Consider the following 19,711-nt stretch of genomic DNA (forward strand, 5'->3'; position numbering starts at 1 on the left):
CGATGACGCTCACCCTCACCATCGACCGCTCCCGATGGCAAGCGCACCAGCGCGCCATCCTGGAGGACGCGCCGGGCCTGGTTCCCGTCGCGAAGGGCAACGGCTACGGCTTCGGGCTGAGGCTGCTGGCGTCCGAGTCGGCGCGTCTGGGCGTGAAGACCATCGCGGTGGGCATCGCCCAGGAGGTGCCGGCCGTGCGCGCGGGCGGGTTCGACGGCGACATCGTCGTCCTCAGCCCCTGGCGCCCGTTCGACGACGCGGCCACCGCACTGCTGCACGACCCGAAGGTGATCACGACGGTGTCGCGGGCCGAGGATCTCCGCGCGCTGGCCTCGGCGCACCCGGGCGTGCGGGTCATCGTCGAGATCGAGACCTCGATGCACCGGCACGGACTGGATCCCCGCACCCTGACGGAGCAGGACTTCGGCCCGCTGACCTTCGAGGGCTGGACCATTCACCTTCCGGCCAATGGCTCGCTCGACGAGGCGAAGAGGCTGGCGGGCGCGGGCCTCGGGGTGCGCCGCGGCCCGGTGTGGGTCTCGCATCTGAGCGTCACCGACTATCGCGTGCTGCGCACCGCGCTGGGCGTCCGGACGCATCTGCGGGTGGGGACGCGGCTGTGGCTGGGTGACAAGCGCGCCTACGCCACCACCGCCACTGTGCTTGACGTGCACCGGATCACCTCGGGCTCTCCTTTGGGCTATCACGGAGTCAAGGCGCCGGGCAACGGATGGCTCGTCATCGTGTCGGGCGGCACCGCCCATGGGGTGGCGATGAGCGCACCCACACCGCAGCGGTCGCTGCGCCAGCGTGGCGTGACCGTCGCTCAGGGCGTGCTCGACGCGTTGGGGCGCTCACTCTCGCCGTTCACGATCGGCGGCCGGAAGCGCGCCTTCGCCGAGCCGCCGCACATGCACTCCTCCATGGTGTTCGTGCCGGGATCCGATGCCCCCGCCCAGGTGGGCGACGAGGTGCCGGTGACCACCCGGATGACGACGGTCACCGTCGACGAGATCCGCCAGGTCTGAGCCGGCCTCAGTCTGGGATGGGAGCCAGTTCGCCGGTGTTGAGCTCGCCCCCCAGGGGGTCCGGCTGGTCCGGCCTGCGCAACGGATCCCGACCGGGGTCCACGATGTCGGTCAGCGACGACGCCAACACCCACGCCTCCACCGCGGCCCGGGCGATGATGGCGCCCCAGTACACGCCGTAGGGGCCGAGCTGACTGAGGGTGAGGCTCCCCGCCAGCCAGCCCCAGACGGCCAGGTAGTGGGCAACGTGCGCCACCGACACCGCCGCCCACTCCTGGCGCAGCGGCCGCGACACCAGTACCGCGAACATCACCCACAGCGAGGTCTGCGGTGGGAAGGACGGCCCGAGGAGGGTGGCGGCGAGGATCATCACGGCCACCAGCGATCCGACGCGTGGCCGCCGCCGCGACACGTACAGGTACGCCACCAGGACCGCGAGGAACAGGGCCAGGAACAGGAATCCGAGTGAACCGGCGTGCCTGAGCGGACGGCCCAGCAGCGACATCAGGTACCACAGTGAGCCGTAGCCGGCCTCCTTGTGGATCTCCTGGTGGTAGAAGCCGAACACCTTCCCGGCGTCGGCGAGCAGCAGGGGCAGGTGCACCGCGGCGACGGTGATCGCCGCTGGGCCGGCGAAGGTGAGGGCCTGCCGCACTCCGCCGCGCAGCCCCGCCGCGACCGTCACTGCCAGGATGACGGCGAACGGCATGGTGCCGGCGCACGCGGCCAACCCCAGCACGATGCCCGACTCCAGAGCACGCCCGCGGGCGTACTGGGCCAGCCCGAGCGCCGTGATGGCCAGCGGAAGCAGGTCCCAACTGATCAGGCCCACCGCGAACACGATCGGCGATCCGGCCACGAGGATGGCGTCCCACGACTGTGCGCGCCCTCGGCGGCCGAGCCGGGAGGTCGCGGCGATCAGGAGGAGGAAGCAGAAGAAGAGGCCGACGACGGTGATGCCGAAGAACGCGACGCTGGAGTCGACCTGGTCCTGCAGGGGCGCCCCGGGTCCGACTGGGGCGCCCAGGAGCGCCGCCGCCCGGACGGCCAGCAGGATGGCGACGCCGACCAGCGGAGAGAAGGCGAGCTTCTCCCCGCTGAACGGGGTGGCGCCGAGGCCGAACCCCTGGCCGAGGAACGTGCCCTGAATGTCGGAGTAACACAGCAGTGCGTAGCTGTTGATCTGGACCTCGGCGTCGGTCTGGACGCACTGGGTGTGCCGCAAGAACAGGACGAGGAACAGCACGGTGCCGACGGCGATCGCCCAGGGGAGCGCCGCGAACCAGAGCCCGCGCCCGGCGGCGTGGCGACCCATCGGTCCGCCCAGGCCGGGCAGCAGCGCGTTGTCCACGCCGGACACTCTAGCCGGGGGTCACCCGGCCGGAGTCAGCGTCAGGTGGTGGGGTTGGGCGTGGGACGTACCCCGGCCCCCACCCCTGCACCGGCCCCGGGTGCGTCCTCGGTGACGGTCTCCTCTACGGTCTCGCTGGGAGTGGGCGTCGGCTCCGGGCTCTGACCGGGTGGCGTCGGTTTTCCGCTCTGGCCAGGGGGCGTGGGCTCCTCGGTCGGCTCCTGCTCGGTCGGCTCCGGGGTGGGAGTCTCCGTGGTGGGCTCCTCAGACGGGGTGGGCGAGGGCGTTTCGGAGGGGGTCTCCGACGGCGACGGCGTGGGCGTGGGTGATGGCGACGCGCTCTCTGAGCCCTTCGTCGCCCGGATTTCGCGCGGCACGTCGAACTGCTCGACGGGCATGCCATCGGTGGCCCGGGTCATGAACTCCACCCAGGTCATGAGGGGATAGCTGGAGCCGAAGAAGGTGGGATCCTGGGGGCGCTTGTAGTCGTCGAGATCCTCGTTGCCGGAGTCGCCTGCCACATACATGACGGCGGTGGAGATCTGCCTGGTGTATCCGACGAACCATGCCGAGGTGATGTCGTCCTCGACGCCGTTGGTGCCGGTCTTGCCCGCGACGGGGCGTCCCAGCTCGGAGGCGCGCCTGCCGGTGCCCTCCTGCACCACGGAGGTGAGGGAGTCTGTCACGTTGGCGGCCACATTCTGGTCGATGCTCTGCACGCCCTCGGGGTTGGCCTCGAGGAGCACCTCGCCGTTGCGTCCCTCAACCTTCGCCACGACGTGCGCGGGGTTGCGCCGGCCGCTGTTGGCCAGCGTGGCGTAGGCGGTTGCCATGTTGACCGGGCTCACCTCGGCGGCGCCGAGCGCGATGCGATTGTTGGCGTCCCAGCCGCGGCTGGTGGGCGCGCCGGCGTCGTTGGCGGCCGTGATCACCTGGTTGGCGCCGTCGGGGATCTGCTGAGTCATGTCGACGAAGGCGGTGTTGATGGACTCCGCCGTCGCCTCTCGGAGCGTGACCGGGCCGTACTGGTTGCTGAACTCGTTGCGGATGGTCTGGGTGTCGCCGTCGGGGGTGAACGTGTTGCCGTTGAAGATCGACTTGAGCGAGAATCCGTTGCGGAGTCCGGCGATGGTGGCGAACGTCTTGAACGTCGACGCGGCGGGGCGGTCGGTCATGGCCCAGTTCCGGGAGCTCGCCACGTAGTCCGGCCCGCCGTACATCGCGAGCACACCACCGGTGGCGGTGTCGATGGAGGCGATGGCGGCGTGCAGCTGCGCGGGATCCTGGTCGCCTTCCGCGTCCTCCGCGGCCTGAGCTGTGTACTTCTGGGCCGTCTCCACGGCCGCGGCCTGCATGGACTCGTCGAAGGTGGTGGTGACCTTCAGCCCGCCGCCCTGAATCTCGCCCTCGGTGAAGCCGCTGGCAAGAAGCTCATCCTCCACGGCTTTGATGAGGAAGCCCTTCGGGCCGCCGTAGCGGTCGTTGACCGGTACCTCCGGGAAGGCGGGCAGCTGCGGGCGGGCCGCGACGTGCTCAGCGTCGGTGATGGCGCCCATCTCGAGCATGCCGTCGAGCACGTACTGGTAGCGACCGAGGAGTCGCTCCACCTTCTCCGGGCCACCGGACGGGTTGAAGCCGGCCGGGTTGTTGAGGATCGCGGCCAGCGCCGCCGTCTCCTCGATGGTGAGGGCGCTGGCATCCTTGAGGAAGTAGGACTTGGCTGCCGCCTGGATCCCGTAGGCGCCGCGGCCGAAGTAGATGGTGTTCAGGTATCCCTCGAGGATCTCCTCTTTGGAGAGTTCCCGCCCCATCTTGATCGCCAGGAACAGCTCCTTGACCTTGCGGGACAGGCGCTGACCGGAGTCCAGGTAGAGGATCTTGATGTACTGCTGAGTGATGGTTGAGCCGCCCTGCAACTCGCCGCCGGTGGCGATGGACACCATGCTGCGCGCGATGCCTGAAGCCGAGAACCCCGGATCCTCCCAGAAGCTGCGGTTCTCAGCCGCGACGACGGCGTCCTTCATCAGCTGCGGCATCTCCGCGTAGTCCAGCGTGACCCGGTTCTGGACCGCGAGGGAGCCCAGCTGGGTGGTCCCGTCGTTGTAGTAGAGGAAGGTGGTGTTGGTCTGGAAGTCCGCGTTGGGATCCGGGAGATCCGTGGTGGCGTAGAGGTACGCGAAGGCGCCCAGTCCGGTCAGCCCCGTGATGATGAACAGCACAAGGGCCGTGAGTCCGATCCGCTTCCAGATCGTCCCCGCCGTCGTCTTCTTCGCAGCACGCTTCGCTTTAGCCATAGAGGTTCTCTACTCGTCTCTTCTTGACACCACTTCCGTTCAAGGGTAGGTGTCGCGGCGCGGAGCGCCAAAGACGGGCGGTTGGTGAGTTGTCAGTACGGGTTGAACATGACGTAGATGATGACGTACACCCACGCACCGATGACTGCCGCCCCGATCAGGAGACCTGTCCACGTCGGCCAGCCCCGATCGCCCCGTTTGAGGGCGAGACCGGCGGTGGCCGCAGCAGCGATCCCGGTGACCGTGCCCACCATGTAGAGGCTCTGCGAGTCGAACTCTCCTGAGGCCGCCGCAGCCTCGGCCTCCGACGCGAAGTCAGGCGCGAAGGCGTAGCCGACGGCGGCGAGGATGAGGGTCAGGACGCCGAGGCCCAGCGCGGCCCACCCGAATCCGGTGGAACCGCCTTGGGAGTCGCCACCTTTGGCTGCTCGGACGATGAGGACGACGACGAGCGCCGCCACTGCCAGTCCGCCAAGAACGGCCAGCACCATCTGAGTCATGATGAATCCCTTCCATCCTCCACGGGCGCCGGGCGCCTCGTGCCGATCAGTCCGGCGAGCGCCGGTCCGAGAAGGATGCAAAGCAGGTAGACCCACGCGCCGAGCAGCACAAACACCTGTACAACCCCGGGCTGGAGTCCCAGGAGGAACTGGCTCAGCCCCACGACGGCGACCCAGACGGCGCCGCGCTTGAGGCCGTCGGCCACCCCGTCGGTCTTCAGCAGCCAGCCGAGCAGGAAGCTGAGGATCAGCATCCCGACGGAGGCGAGAAGGTACATCGCGTTGATCTGGTCGAGCAGCGCGGGCGGGGTGCTGCCGTCCTCCGGAGCCATCTCGTAGGGCATCGGGATGCCGAGCATCGGGCCGGTGAAACTCGCCGCCAACAAGACGAACTGGCCGGCAATCGCCAGGCCGAGGCCGGCTGCGACGTCGACGAAGACTCGCTTGATCATGAGGTCCTCCGACCACGAGTAGTACCTCCAACGCTACTCCTGAACACACCTCGGGCGCGGAAAGCGCAGCCAGCGGCTGGGCCCGACCGCCTAAATGTCAGAGCTGGTGTCGACTACGGCACCAGCTCTGACATTTAGCGAACCGGAAGGCAACGCGAGGGCGGGAGACGGCAGGGCGGCACTGCGACGCGAGGCGGGAACGCGAGGGCGGGAAACGGCAGGGCGGCACTGCGACGCGAGGCGGGAACGCGAGGGCGGGAACGCGAGGGCGGCACTGCGACGCGAGGTGGGAACGCGAGGTGGGAACGCGAGGCGGGAACGCGAGGGCGGGAAACGGCAGGGCGGCACTGCGCAGCGGTGCCCAACCCGACGATCACCCAACTGGCATCCCGCCCAGACAGGCTCGACCCAGGGCCGCCCTGCCGGGTCGCGCCCGAACGCGACGACGCCACGGGCAATCCAGTGCGGGGAGACGGGACACGAGGCACGGGCGGCCTCGACACCCGACCCGAGTCCAGCTGGCGTGTGCGTGCTGTGGTGGGAAGAGCGGCCGCCCGGGCCTCGTGTCCCGGCTCCGTGCACCGGTCCGGGGGGTTTCGACGCAGCAGCGGGGGGTTCGACGCAGCAGCGGGGGGTTCGACGCAGCAGCGGGGGGTTCGACGCAGCAGCGGGCGCTTCGCGCCGCGGCTGGCTCAACCAGCGACATACGGGATCAGGGGGCGGCGGGGCGGGCGCCGGGGAGGATCGGCCCGCGGATCCCCTCGGCGGCCAGCGCACGCTGCGCGCGGGCCCGCGCCTCCCGCATCGGCCCCCACTGCTTGTCGGGCCCCGTCTTGAGCAGGATCCGCAGCACCATCGTGCCCTCGCTCATCGACTCGACCCCCAGCACCGTCGGGTTCTCAAGCAGCACCTCGGACCACTCGGGCTCCTCCCCCATGGTCCCGACGGCGCCGCGCAACACGTCCTGCACCCGGTCCGGGTCCTCGTCGATCGCCACCGGGACCTCGACCAACGCCGTCGAGAACCCCTGCGACACGTTGCCCAGCGTCAGCACTTCACCGTTGCGCACGTACCAGACCGTGCCCGACGGGTCGCGCAGCTTCGTCACCCGCAAGGTCACCTCCTGGACGGTGCCGCGGAGCTCCCCCACCTGGATCAGGTCTCCCACCCCGAACTGGTCCTCGGCGAGCATGAAGATGCCGGACAGGTAGTCCTTCACCAGGGACTGCGCGCCGAAGCCGAGCGCCACGCCACCGACGCCTGCCGAGGCCAGCAGCGGCGCCATCGGCACCCCGAACGTGGCCAGGACGGTCAGCACCACCACCACGATCAGCACCACGTCTACGACGCTGCGCAGCAACGACCCAAGCGTGGTCACCCGCTGCCTCTGGCGCTCGTCGCCCAGACCGCCCGCCCTCGCGAGGATGGAGCGGGCCTTCGCCCCCAGGTCGTCGTTGCGGTCCTTCGGCTTGCTCGCCAGGGCCTTCACGGATCGTCTGATCACGTGGACCAGGACGGCCCGCAGTATCAGCGCGACCACGAGCACGACCGCGCTCAGCAGTACCTTCTCCCACACATCAGCCATGCCCCCATCATGACGCACCGCGATACCCCGCCCGCGGCGGAGACCTCCCCGCACCGCCGTCGGAGCGCGCACGACGTAGACTCAACCCTCGTGCCGGACCTGACTCAAGCGCAGACCAACGCGATGCATGAACTGCTGCGCATCGCGCCCGTGATCGACGACCTGGGCCGCCTGTACCGCGAGGAGGGGCACCAGCTGTACCTCGTCGGCGGCTCCGTCCGCGACGCGCTCCTCGGCTCCCTCGGCCACGACCTGGACTTCACCACCTCCGCCACGCCGGAGCAGACGCACGAGATTCTCAAGCGCTTCACGCCCACCACCTGGGACATCGGCAAGGAGTGGGGCACCATCGGCGCCTTGAAGCGGGCCGCGGATCAGGACTGGCAGATCGAGGTGACCACCTTCCGAGCTGATGTGTACCGCAGCGAGTCCCGCAAGCCCGAGGTGACCTTCGGGGACACCATCGACGGCGACCTCCACCGCCGCGACTTCACCGTCAACGCCATGGCCGTGGACGTGTCCACCCGCGCCTTCGTCGACCCGTACGGCGGGCTCGCGGACCTGGCGGACCAGGTGCTGCGCACGCCGTCGACGCCCGAGTCGTCCTTCTCGGACGACCCGCTGCGCATGATGCGTGCGGCCAGGTTCGCGTCCCGGCTCGGGTTCCAGGTGGCGCCCGAGGTGGTCGCTGCCATGACGGACATGGCAGAGCGCATCACGATCGTCTCGTCGGAACGCATCCAGGGCGAGCTGACCGGCCTCCTGCTGACGGACAATCCGCGGGTGGGCCTGGATCTCCTGGTGAGCACCGGCATCGCGGACCACATCCTTCCTGAGCTGCCGGCGCTGCGGCTGGAAGTCGACGAACACGCCCTCCACAAGGACGTCTACCAGCACACCCTGACCGTGCTGGACCAGGCGATCGAGCTGGAGAAGGCCCGCGGCCACGAGCCTGACATCGTCAATCGGCTCGCCGCCCTCCTCCACGACATCGGCAAGCCCGCGACCCGCCGGTTCGAGGGATCGAAGGTGACGTTCTACCACCACGACATCGTGGGGGCGAAGCAGGCGACGAAGCGGCTCAGGACGCTCAACTACCCCACGCAGGTGGTGAAGTCGGTGGCCAAGCTGATCGAGCTTCATCTCCGGTTCCACGGCTACTCCGACGGCGAGTGGACCGACGCGGCGGTGCGCCGCTACGTCCGCGACGCCGGCGACGAACTCGAGCACCTGCACATGCTGACCCGCGCGGACTGCACCACCCGCAACCGTCAGCGCGCCACGAAGCTGCGCCGCGCCTACGAGGAACTGGAGTGGCGGATCGACGAGCTGGCAGGGCAGGAGGAGCTGGCCGCGCTGCGCCCGCACCTCGACGGGACCCAGATCATGGAGATCCTGGGCATCTCACCCGGGCGCGCCGTCGGGGAGGCCTACTCGTTCCTGCTGGAGCACCGCACCGAGCACGGCCCCATCCCCCACGACGACGCCGTGGCGCTGCTCCAGCAGTGGTGGGCCGATCGCGGCGGCCAGTGACGCGAGCTTCCGCGGGGGCCCCGGCAACTACCATGGGACGGTGATGGTCGGTCGGTTCGCGCGCGCGCTGCTGGTGGCGGCGCTGCTCGCCCTGGCGGTGGTGATCGTCGACCCCCGGCCCGCCGCGGCCGCCACGGACTACCTCGAGGTGGAGCTGACCAGCGTCTCCACGCCCACCCTGGATCTGGCAGACCCGGCGCAGGTGGTGGAGCTGAGCGGGACTCTCACCAACGTCTCCACGGTGCCCATCCGCTACGTCAACGTCCACTTCTGGCGGCTGAGCACGCCGCAGACCACCACCACCCAGCTGGCCCAGACCCTGGCTGACGTGCCGATCGGCGCCAGGCTGTTCGACGAGCAGGCCGGCAACCTCGACATTCTCACCCGGGACGAGGACTTCGCGCCCGGGCAGCGCGCCGACTTCACCGTACGGGCCACCGTCGCTCAACTGACCGCCGGGCAATACGCCTTGACCAGGACCGATGCCGGGTATCTGCTCGGCGTGCAGGTGCGCGGCATCCCGGCCGATGGCCCCAACCAGGTGGTGGGCGAGGACCAGGTGGTGGTGGCGGCCACCACGGAACCCGTGGAGTCCAGCGCCCTCGTGCTGCTCACCGCCCCACCCACCTGGCTGCCCGACGGGGACTTCATCGACGACTCCCTCGCCCGCGACCTCGCCGGCCGACTCGACACCCTCCTGGCCAGCGCCGAGCGCGACGGGGTGGTCGCGGCCGTGGATCCGGCTCTGCTGGAGGCCGTCGAGCTGATGACCGGGGACCACGTCGTGGGCGGGGTGAGCACCCCCGGAAGCGGGGTGGCGCTCGCCTGGCTGCGGCGCGTCCAGGCCCTCGCCGAGCAGGACCGGCTCTGGCGGCTCCCCTACGCCAACCCCCATCTGACCAGGGCCGACGCCGCCGGTGAGCTGGACCGGGTGCTGGAATGGAGCGCCACCGCCACCCCGCCGTCGATGCTGGCGCTGCCGGGTGTCGCGGTGATGGAGGACGGCGCCGGCGAGCAACTGGCCGAGCAGCTGACCGACGTCGACACCGTCGTGGTGCGGAACGCCAGCGGCAGCCGCGGCGGCGCGCCCGCGCTGCTGGGTGCCTCTCCCCTGGCCAGCTTCGCGGCGCTACCGCCCGGCGTGCGGCTGGGCAGGCTGATCACCGAGGAGTTGCTCGCCGACGCGACGCCGCTCTACGTCATCTCGACGGTGGAGGCGGCGGAGGCGGACGCCACCCCCGGCGCTCAGCGGCGCCACATCGCCCCCGGCTCCAGCCCCGCCGGCCGGCTTGTCTGGCCGGATGCCACCGAGCCCGCCCAGTGGCCCGCCCTGGCAGACCGCCTGCACGCCATCGAGGCCGACGCGGAGTTCCTGCGCCAACTCATGGGCTCCGACGAGCCGACGGACCTGTCCAGGATCGGGTCCACGGCCTTCTCGAAGGACTTCGCCGACGAGGCCGCCGCGCTGGCCTATCTCGACGCCGTCGCCCCCTCCCGCATCGACGCCTCGCTGGTGACACTGCGGGCGGCCGAATCGTTCGTCATGGGGTCGCGCACCAACACGTTCCCGGTCACCGTCACCAACGGCCTGGGCGTTCCCATCCAGGTGAGGCTGGAGTTCGCGTCGGACTCCCCGCAGCGCATCCGGGTCCCCGCGGTGGGTCCCGTGACGGTGGGGCCGGGCCAGGCGGCCACCGTCGACATCACGCCGGAGGCCACCGCCAACGGGGTCGCGATCGTGCGCGCCCAACTGACCACGGTGGCGGGCGACCCCTTGGGGAGGCCGCTGCCCATCGAAATCAGCGCTACCGACTTCGGGCGCGTCGGCTGGATCATCATCGTCGTCTCGGGTGCTGTAGTGGTGGGGGGCACCGCCCTCCGGATCCGCGCCGTGCAACGCGAACGTTCGGGCAAGGAGAACAGTGAGCCAAGTCAGTAGCACCAGGAAACTCATCGGCGCCGGCGCCATCATGGCGTCCGGGACGATGATCTCGCGCATCCTCGGAGTCATCCGGGTCATGCTCGTGGCCTTCATCCTCGGCAACGGCACCCGGCAGGCGGACATGCTCGCCCTGGCCACCATGGTGCCCAACTCGCTCTACATCCTGTTCGCCGGCGGTGCGCTCAACACCGTGCTGGTGCCGCAGATCGTGCGCGCCATCAAGAACGATGACGACGGCGGCGAGGCCTACACCAGCCGCATCATGACCGCGTTCATGCTGATCATCACGGTGGTGGCGGTGGTGGTCACCATCGGCGCGCCACTCGTGACGGCCATCTACACCTCCCCCGCCTGGCGCGGGACGGACCTGGAGGCCCAGTACGCGTCGCTGGTGGCGCTGACCTACCTGACCCTGCCGCAGATCTTCTTCTACGGAGCCTTCTTCCTCCTCGGACAGGTGCTCAACGCGCGGGACAAGTTCGGCCCCATGATGTGGGCACCCATCGCCAACAACATCATCTCCATCGCCGTGATGGCCCTCTACTTCGTCGTGTGGGGCAACGACGACGACCACTCGAGTGCCTTCACCACGCCGCAGATCCTCCTGCTGGGTATCGGCACCACGCTCGGCATCGTCGCGCAGACCGCCGTCATGATCCCCTACATCCGGAAGCTCGGCTTCAAGCTGCGTCCCCGGTTCGACCTCAAGGGCACCGGGCTGGGCCACACCTTCTCCCTGACCAAGTGGACGATGGGTTTCGTGGCCGTCAACCAGGTGGGGCTCATGGTGGTCAACAGGCTCGCCACCTCCGCGACCGCGGGCGGTAGCGGCGCGGGCGTCACGGTCTACGCCAACGCGCACCTGCTGTGGATCCTGCCGCACTCCCTGATCACCGTTTCCCTGGCCACCGCCATGCTGCCCAATGCGTCGCGGCTGGCCGCGGGTGGCGACTTCAGTGGTGTCGCGGGCGAGTTCACCAAGACGGTGCGGCTGGCCATGGTGGCCATCGTGCCCGCCACCGTCGCTTTCCTGGCCCTGTCGGGCCCGATGGCCGGGCTTCTCTTCGGACAGGGCACGGGCGCCACGGACGCCGTCTGGATCGCGTGGGCGCTGATGGCGTTCGCGCTGGGGCTGATCCCCTTCACCGTCCAGTTCGTCTGCCTGCGCACCTTCTACGCGCTGGAGAACACGCGCACCCCGTTCTTCCTGCAGACCCTGATCGCGGGCCTGAACATCGCGGGCGCCATCGCGCTCGTGTGGTGGGTGAATTCCGACGCCTGGGTGGCGGGGGCGCTGGCCCTGGCGTACTCGCTGGCCTACTCCATCGGCGTGCTCGTTACCTGGCAGGCGTTGCGGCGCAGGGTGCCGGACCTCGACGGCCGGGCCCTGGTCATGCACCTGGTTCGGCTGCTGCTGGGCGCCGGAATCGGCGGCGTGGCCGCCTACTACCTGTCGGGATGGCTGATCGGGGTTGTGCCGGGCCGCACCGTCGGCCAGATCGTCGCGCTGGCCGCGGGCGGACTGGTGATCCTCGTCTCCTTCCTGCTGATGGGCAAGGCGCTCAAGGTGAAGGAGCTCGGCAGCCTGTCGGAGCTGGTGGGGAGCCGGTTCGGGCGCCGCGGAGGGTCGCGGGCCGGCGCCGTCGAGTCCTCCCGGGATGACCGCTCGCAGGGCGACGACCAGATGCCGACCGCCGTCGTGCCGGCGCTTCGCGACGACATGATCGACTCCTTCGACACGGGTCCCGCGACGGTGGTGCGCAACAAGCCGGCCACCACAAAGCACACGTTCCCCCCCGTCGCGGGCACGCCGTCGGCCCCCTCCTCCGTCGACGAGGACACCGGCCGGATGGCGCCGTTGGCACCGGCCGGGCCGCGATCCGCCGCGGTGGACTGGTCCGACGGTGGGGAGCTGGCCGCGGGTGGCGAAGCCTCCGACCAGGACGAGACCACCGGGGCGCTCGACATTCCGGGCCTGTTCCGCGACGCCACTCCCGCCCGGATCGCCGCCGCCGGGGCCCTGCTCAGCACCCGCTACGAGCTGGTTGAGCGACTGGCCTCCCTGTTCGGCACCGAGACGTGGCGGGCCCACGACCAGGTGCTCTCTCGCGACGTCGTGGTGCACGTCATCGCACCGGGAGACCCGCGCATCTCCGACGTCATGCTGGCGGCCCGCAAGGGCGCCGTGGCCACCGACTCGAGGTTCCTGCGCGTGCTCGACGCCGACGAGGTGCTGGACCCCACGCAGGGCATCGGGGCGTTCGTCGTGCGCGAGTACGCGCCCGGCCGCTCCCTGACCGACATCCTGGCTGCTGGACCGCTGAGCGCGATCGAATCCGCCCACATCGTGCGTGACCTCGCCGACGCGCTCGTCGCCGTCCACGCCCAGGGGCTGTTCCACGAGCAGCTGAGCCCGGACAACGTCATCATCACCACCTCGGGGGCGGTCCGGCTCGGCGGGTTCGGCGTCGAGGCGGCGCTGGCTGACCGCGCCGACCACCAGCACGCCTGGTCCGCGCGCGAAAGCTCTGACGTCGTCGGCCTGGGAAAGATCCTGTACGCCACCCTGGTGCGGCACTGGCCAGGGGAGGCCGCCTTCGGGATGCCCGCCGCGCCCATCGTCGCTGGGGAGACCGCGCCGGCACACACGGTCAAGGCGGGGGTCTCGCCTGCCCTGGACCGGATCTGCACCGTCACGCTCACCCAGCGAGGCGCGATGAGCGAGCCCCGGATCTCATCCGCGGGGCAGCTGGTGGAAGCACTGTCCATGGTGCTGGGCACCGCGAACGCCGCGGCTGACCTCGAGGAGCGCGTCCGCGGCCTGGATCGCGCGGTGCCGTCCCCCTCGGGCGCCCCGCACGACCCGTTCCGGCGCCCGGGCGAGACCCGCGTCGGGATCTGGGCCCCGGTCTCCGGGACCGCACCGGAGGAGGGCACGGACGTCGAGGCGGCCACCCTGGCGCGCTCGGCCGGATTGTCGCGGGAGGGTGACGGCGCGGGCAGGCCAGTGCTCAGCGACGACCTGTTCACGGGCCCGCGCCGCACTCCCGGGGATGTGGTTCCCCCGCCGGTGGCGTCCACGAGGGTCGCGGGCGAGGACCCCGACCGTCCCCGAACGCGCCGCGGGGTGGTGGCGCTGCTGGCGCTGCTGGTCCTCATCGCGGTGGCGTCGATCATCGCGCTGTGGACGGCGGACCCGGATCAGGCGACCACCTCGCCGTCCGGCCCCGGCGCGTCGAGCCCGGCAGCGCAGTCGCAGTCGCCGTCGGTGTCGCAGGGCGCTGCGGGGTCTCCGGCGATCGTCGGCGTGCGGGACTTCGACCCCGAGGAGGACGGCGGAAACGGCGAGGAGAACGGGGACCGGGCCGCGACCGTGATCGACGGGGACGCGGGCACCACGTGGGTGACGATGCGCTACCTCCGCAGGCCGGACATGGGCGGGCAGAAGCCCGGCGTCGGGCTGATCCTGGACCTCGGTGCACCCACCACGGTGACGAGCGCGACGGTGACGTTGGTGGGCGGGGAGACCGCCGTCGAGCTGAGAGTGCCGTCGGGGTCTGAGCCGTCGATGCGCACCGAGGCTGACTGGACGATCGTCGGCTCGAACCCTGCCGCGACGGGCACGGCCACCATCGCGCTGGATGAGCCGGCGGAGACGCAGTACCTGATGGTCTACGTCACGAGCCTGCCGCCGGTGGAGGGCGGGTTCCGCGCCGAGATCGCGGAGGTCACCCTGCAGTAGGGGTGTGGTTCCCGAGGACCCGGGCCAGGTCGTAGCTGACCGGCTCGTCGAGCTGGTCATAGGTGCACGACGCGGGATCCCGATCGTCCCTCCACCGCACGAACTGGGCTGTGTGACGGAATCGCTTGTCTTGTCCTGAGCCCTGCGAGGAACGAGCAGGTGTCGAAGGGCCCTCCATGTGGTCGTAGCGCACCTCCACCACCCGCTCCGGGCGCAGCGGAGTGAAGGACAGGTCCTTGGTGGCGTTCCAGCGCGAGTGCGCGGCCGCCGTCGGGGTGCGGGGGAAGGACTGGTCGCGGTTGTCGGCCTCCGTGTCCTCCGGCTCCGCCCACGCCCAGGGATGGCCCTCGAACGACGTGACCAGGGGCTGGAGCTCCTCGAACAGCTCGCGGCGCCGCGCCATCGGGAGGGCCCCGATCACCCCGACGGAGTTGAGCGTGCCGTCGTCGGTGTACAGCCCCAGCAGCAGCGAGCCGATGGCGTCGCGCTCGCCCTTGTACAGCCGGTACCCCGCGACAACGCAGTCCGCGGTGCGCTCGTGCTTGTACTTGAACATCACGCGCTTGTCCTCGGCATACGGCTCGCCGAGTGGCTTGGCGATCACCCCGTCGAGCCCTGCCCCCTCGAACTGCTCGAACCACTGCCCCGCGACACTCACCTCCCGCGTAGCCTGCGTCAGGAAGATCGGGGGCCGCGCCCCCGCCAGCGCCGTCTCCAGCGCGGCTCGCCGATCCCGGAACGGCTTCTCGGCGAAGTTCTCCATGCCGAGCGCCAGCAGGTCGAACGCCACGAAGCTGGCGGGCGTGGCCTCGCTCAGCTTCTTGATCCGCGACGCGGCGGGGTGGATCCGCTGCTGCAGCGCGTCGAAGTTGAGCCGGTCGCCTGTGTCAGGGTCGATCATGACGATCTCGCCGTCGATCACCGAGTGGTCCGGGAAGTTCTCGACGACGGCGCGCACCAGCTCGGGGAAGTAGCGGGTCATGGGGCGCGAGTTGCGCGAGCCGATCTCCACCTGGTCGCCGGAGCGCCAGATGAGGGAGCGGAAGCCGTCCCACTTGGGCTCGTAGAGGAAGTCGCCCTCGGGCAGCTTCTTCACCGGCTTGGCGAGCATCGGCCCGTACGGCGGGGCGATGGCGGTGCCCCATTCGGCGTCGCGTTCGGCCTTCGGCGCCATGTACTCGTCGTCGGCCCGGTCCGCCTTCCGCTTGCTCGGCGGCACTCTGGGCGGTTCGCCCGGCATCTTGGGGTAGTCGGGCGGGAAGTTCAGCTCGCCCAGCCCGCACTCCAGGTCCGCTGCCCACAGCGACAGCGCGCCGGACACGTCGCCCGCCTCCTCGTCGATGTCCGCCCAGGCGCAGCCGCGCCCCATCAGCAGCGCCGTGACCGTGCGGAGGGTGAGCTCGCGCGGGTCGGCATCGGGGAGCTCGTCCCAGGTGAGCGGCGTGGAGACGGGGGCGCCCGGGAGGGGTCGCGGGGAGTAGGCGGCGGCGATGGTGCGGTCGCGGTTGGCCTGGTTGAAGTCCACGAAGATGCGTTCCCCGCGCTCCTCCTTCCACCACGACGTGGTGACGAGGTCCGGGAGGCGACGTTCCAGCTCGCGCGCGATCCCGATCACCCCGTGCCGCACGTCCTGGAACTCGTGGGTGGGGAGGATCCGGGCGTAGACGTGGATGCCGCGGTTTCCGGAGGTCTTGGCGTACGCCTTCAGCCCCGCCTCGGCCATCACCTCGCGCAGGGCGAGGGCGGCCTCGACGGCGTCGCGGAAGTCGCGGCCGGGCTGGGGGTCGAGGTCGATGCGGAACTCGTCGGGGTTGTCGAGGTTCGCGGTGCGCACCGGCCAGGGGTGGAAGGTGATGGTGCCCATCTGTGCGGCCCAGGCCAGCGCCGCGGGCTCGTCGAAGGTGAGTTGGTCGTGCTTCCGGCGCGACGGGTAGGTGCAGGTCACGCGCCGCAGGAACGACGGCGCGCCCTGCGGTGGCCGCTTGGAGAAGAACTCCTCGCCGTCGATCCCCTCCGGGAAGCGCTGCAGGGTCATGGGCCTGTCGCCGTTGAGGTGGAGGAACGGACCGGCGACGGCGATGAGGTAATCGGCAAGGTCGCGCTTGGTGACCGCCACGCCGTCGGACATGCCGTCGCCTGGCCACAGCACCTTGTCTGGACTCGTCAGCTTGACCTCGCGCGCACCCTCGGGACCGTCCACCTGCAGGATCACTGAGTCAGCCATGTCGGCAAGGCTAGTCGGCAGAGGCCCCCTCATCGCCTAGTGGCGCATACCCGTCGCGGGTACCGCTCGCCGTGCCTCCAGGGCGCTGGAGGGTCCTGCCTGCGAGGCGCGTCGCTTTCACGGTCGCGGTGGGTCCCATCGCGCCTGCGATAAATCTCCCCGCCCGCGCCAGAGCGCAGGCGTCGACAACGAGGGCAGGCAGCCCGGACGCGCCTGCGTTCTAGTGCAGGCGTCGACAACGAGGGCAGGCGTCGGGACGCAAGGCAGGCGGCTCGGACGCGCCTGCGATAAGTCTCGCCGCCCGCGCTAGAGCGCGGGCCCACCAACATAGGGCAGGCGGCTCTGACGCGCCCGCGCTGTAGCGCAGGCGCTCATAACGAAGGCAGGCGCCGAGACCCAAGGCAGGCGCGGGGTGGCGGAGGCGGGAGGGGAGGCACCGCAGAGCGGTGGATGAGGGGGACCGGTCGCGGTGGGTCGGGCGTTGGGCAAGGCACGCCGCGTTTGGGCGTGCCGAGGGCGCCCATGGGCGAGGCCGGTCCCCCTCAGCCACCGCGGAACCCAGGTCCCTGGGAAGCCAACGTCGGTTTCGACGCACGCTGCGCCGCTCCGCGGCTAGGCGTGGCTCAACCAGCGGGGAGGGGACGCGAAAGGGGCGCCGGTTGCCCGGCGCCCCTCGCGTGAATCAGCCTTGGAGGATCACTCCTTGACGTCCTCGTCGACCCAGTCGAAGGTCCGCGTGACGGCCTTCTTCCACAGGCGGAACTTGCGCTCCCGCTCGGCCTCGTCGACCACTGGCTTCCAGCGCTTGGCCTCTGCCCAGTTGTCGATGACGTCCTGCTCACCCTCCCAGTAGCCGACGGCGATGCCGGCTGCGTAGGCGGCGCCCAGGGCCGTGGTCTCCGCGACAACGGGGCGAACCACGTCGACGCCGAGCTGATCGGCCTGGAACTGCATGAGCGTCTCATTCATCGTCATGCCGCCGTCAACCTTGAGCTCGGCGAGCTTGACGCCCGAGTCCGCCTCCATGGCTTCCAGCACCTCGCGCGTCTGGTAGGCGGTGGCCTCCAGCGCTGCGCGGGCGATGTGGCCGCGGTTGACGTAACGGGTGAGGCCGACCAACGCGCCGCGCGCGCTGGACTTCCAGTAGGGCGCGAACAGGCCCGAGAACGCGGGCACGAAGTACGCGCCGCCGTTGTCCTCGACCGTGCTGGCCAGCTCTTCGACCTCGGGGGCCGAGTTGAACATCTTCAGGTTGTCGCGCAGCCACTGCACCAGCGAGCCGGTGACCGCGATCGAGCCCTCAAGGGCGTAGATGGCGGGCTTGTCGCCGATCTTGTAGCACACGGTGGTCAGCAGGCCGTTCGTCGACGGGACGATCGCTTCGCCCGTGTTGAGCAGCATGAAGTTGCCGGTGCCGTAGGTGTTCTTCGCCATGCCGGGCTCGAAGCAGGCCTGGCCGAAGGTGGCCGCCTGCTGGTCGCCCAGGATGCCGGCGATGGGGACGTCGGGCAGGAGACCTGCCGCGCGACCCACGCCGTACACCTCGGCCGAGCTCTTGATCTCGGGCAGCATCGACATGGGGATGGTCATGTCTGCCGCGATCTCCGCGTCCCAGCTGAGGGTGTTGAGGTCCATCAGCATGGTGCGCGAGGCGTTGGTCACGTCGGTGACGTGCACTCCGCCGTCGACGCCGCCGGTCATGTTCCACAGCACCCAGGAGTCCATGGTGCCCATGACGAGGTCGCCGGCTTCGGCGCGCTCGCGTGCGCCCTCGACGTTGTCGAGGATCCACTTGACCTTGGGGCCACAGAAGTAGGTGGCCAGGGGCAGGCCCACGCGTGCCTTGTACTTGTCCTGGTCTCCGCCGCCGAGCTCGTCGACGATCTTGGCGGTGCGGGTGTCCTGCCACACGATGGCGTTGTAGACGGGTTCACCGGTCTTCTTATCCCACACGACGGTGGTCTCGCGCTGGTTGGTGATGCCAACCGCCGCGATCTGCTGGTGGTTGATGGATGCGCCGCTGAGTGCCTCGGCGACGACGGCGCGGACGTTGTTCCACACCTCGACGGGGTTGTGCTCAACCCAGCCTGCGCGCGGGAAGATCTGCTCGTGTTCCTTCTGACCGGTGGCGACGATCTGGCCGCTGTGGTCGAAGACGATGGCCCGGGAGCTCGTTGTCCCCTGGTCGATTGCGAGTACGTACTTGTCAGCCATTACTTAACTCATTTCCTTTCGATCAGATTGCCGGCAGGAGAACGCCGGAGAGGAGGCCGGCCAGGACGCCACCGATGATGGGGCCGACGACCGGCACCCAGGCGTAGCCCCAGTCGGAGCTGCCCTTGCCCTTGATGGGCAGGATGGCGTGCACGATGCGGGGGCCGAGGTCACGCGTCGGGTTGATGGCGTAACCGGTGGGGCCACCGAGGCTGAGGCCGATACCGAGGACCAGCAGTGCCACGCCGAGGGCGCCGAGCCAGCCGAGGTTGGCGGGGGCGACGCCGCTGTTCGCTGTGAAGTTGCCTGCCGCGAGGACGACGAAGACCAGGACGAAGGTGCCGATGACCTCAGTGACCACGTTCATGGCGTAGTTGCGGATGGCAGGGCCGGTGGAGAACACGGCGAGCTTCAGGGCCGGATCCGGCTCCTCATCGAAGTGGTCCTTGTAGGCCAGCCAGCAGAGGACCGCACCGATCATCGCGCCGAGAAGCTGGGCAGCGATGTAGACGACGGTGGACGCGGCCGTGATCGGGACGCCCGTGGCGTAGTTCTCAGATCCCGAGGCGAGGATGCCCAGGGTGACGGCGGGGTTGATGTGGCCGCCCGACTTGTACGAGACGAGGACGCCCGCGAAGACCGCGATACCCCAGCCCCAGTTGATGAAAAGGAAGCCCTGCCCGTTGCCCTTGGTCTTGGTGAGGATCGCGCTAGCGACGACACCACCACCAAGCAGCAGCAGCATGGCTGATCCCACGACTTCCGAGAGGAAGACAACACCCAAAGAGGTTTCCATCCCTCACTCCGTTCCTGACAGCTCTGTCAGTCCGGCGTCACCAGTGACGC

12 protein-coding genes are annotated in these 19,711 nt (G+C 69.9%); 4 read left to right on the plus strand and 8 right to left on the minus strand.

Annotation, left to right across the window (positions count from 1 at the left end):
* Positions 1-2: 2 nt before the first annotated feature.
* Positions 3-1,028 (plus strand): alanine racemase, encoded by a 1,026-nt coding sequence (locus H5398_RS02930; RefSeq protein WP_182781329.1) that lies wholly within the window; start codon positions 3-5, stop codon positions 1,026-1,028.
* A gap of 7 nt (positions 1,029-1,035) precedes the next feature.
* Here H5398_RS02930 and H5398_RS02935 read toward each other — a convergent pair whose 3' ends face one another.
* The 5 genes from H5398_RS02935 to H5398_RS02955 all read right to left on the minus strand — a co-directional run bounded on the left by H5398_RS02935 (position 1,036) and on the right by H5398_RS02955 (position 7,210).
* A complete protein-coding gene (locus H5398_RS02935; protein ID WP_182798938.1) occupies positions 1,036-2,379 on the minus strand; it encodes a glycosyltransferase 87 family protein in 1,344 nt (447 codons plus the stop codon).
* A gap of 41 nt (positions 2,380-2,420) precedes the next feature.
* Complete coding sequence (locus H5398_RS02940; protein WP_182798939.1) at positions 2,421-4,673, minus strand: transglycosylase domain-containing protein; 2,253 nt, start codon at positions 4,671-4,673, stop codon at positions 2,421-2,423.
* Between the two features lie 92 nt (positions 4,674-4,765).
* Positions 4,766-5,173 carry a hypothetical protein gene (locus H5398_RS02945; protein WP_182781326.1) on the minus strand — a complete coding sequence of 136 codons (408 nt, stop codon included), beginning with the start codon at positions 5,171-5,173 and terminating at the stop codon, positions 4,766-4,768.
* Positions 5,170-5,625 (minus strand): hypothetical protein, encoded by a 456-nt coding sequence (locus H5398_RS02950; protein WP_182781325.1) that lies wholly within the window; start codon positions 5,623-5,625, stop codon positions 5,170-5,172. Before H5398_RS02950 ends, H5398_RS02945 begins: the two co-directional genes overlap by 4 nt.
* 712 nt (positions 5,626-6,337) lie before the next feature.
* Positions 6,338-7,210, minus strand: a complete 873-nt coding sequence (locus H5398_RS02955) for a mechanosensitive ion channel family protein (protein ID WP_182781324.1) — start codon at positions 7,208-7,210, stop codon at positions 6,338-6,340.
* Positions 7,211-7,219: 9 nt separating this feature from the next.
* Here H5398_RS02955 and H5398_RS02960 point away from each other — a divergent pair, with 9 nt between their 5' ends.
* From H5398_RS02960 to murJ, 3 genes are read left to right on the plus strand one after another with little or no spacing between them, the layout of a single operon-like run.
* On the plus strand, positions 7,220-8,743 hold the full coding sequence (locus tag H5398_RS02960) for a CCA tRNA nucleotidyltransferase (RefSeq protein WP_182798940.1): 1,524 nt from the start codon (positions 7,220-7,222) through the stop codon (positions 8,741-8,743).
* Positions 8,744-8,786: 43 nt separating this feature from the next.
* Positions 8,787-10,682 (plus strand): DUF6049 family protein, encoded by a 1,896-nt coding sequence (locus tag H5398_RS02965; RefSeq protein ID WP_255422003.1) that lies wholly within the window; start codon positions 8,787-8,789, stop codon positions 10,680-10,682.
* Positions 10,666-14,427 carry a murein biosynthesis integral membrane protein MurJ gene (murJ, locus tag H5398_RS02970; RefSeq protein ID WP_182798941.1) on the plus strand — a complete coding sequence of 1,254 codons (3,762 nt, stop codon included), beginning with the start codon at positions 10,666-10,668 and terminating at the stop codon, positions 14,425-14,427. Before H5398_RS02965 ends, murJ begins: the two co-directional genes overlap by 17 nt.
* Here murJ and H5398_RS17670 read toward each other — a convergent pair.
* From H5398_RS17670 to H5398_RS02985, 3 genes are all read right to left on the minus strand, one after another.
* Positions 14,414-16,651 (minus strand): ATP-dependent DNA ligase, encoded by a 2,238-nt coding sequence (locus tag H5398_RS17670; RefSeq protein WP_182798942.1) that lies wholly within the window; start codon positions 16,649-16,651, stop codon positions 14,414-14,416. The two genes, murJ and H5398_RS17670, sit on opposite strands and share 14 nt — an antisense overlap.
* Positions 16,652-17,347: 696 nt before the next feature.
* Positions 17,348-18,865, minus strand: coding sequence for a glycerol kinase GlpK (glpK, locus tag H5398_RS02980; protein WP_182798943.1), 1,518 nt, complete (start codon positions 18,863-18,865; stop codon positions 17,348-17,350).
* Between the two features lie 22 nt (positions 18,866-18,887).
* Positions 18,888-19,661 carry an MIP/aquaporin family protein gene (locus H5398_RS02985; RefSeq protein ID WP_182781318.1) on the minus strand — a complete coding sequence of 258 codons (774 nt, stop codon included), beginning with the start codon at positions 19,659-19,661 and terminating at the stop codon, positions 18,888-18,890.
* Between the last annotated feature and the right edge of the window lie 50 nt (positions 19,662-19,711).

It is taken from the genome of Tessaracoccus sp. MC1679 (assembly GCF_014164775.1).
Taxonomy (GTDB): Bacteria; Actinomycetota; Actinomycetes; order Propionibacteriales; family Propionibacteriaceae; genus Arachnia.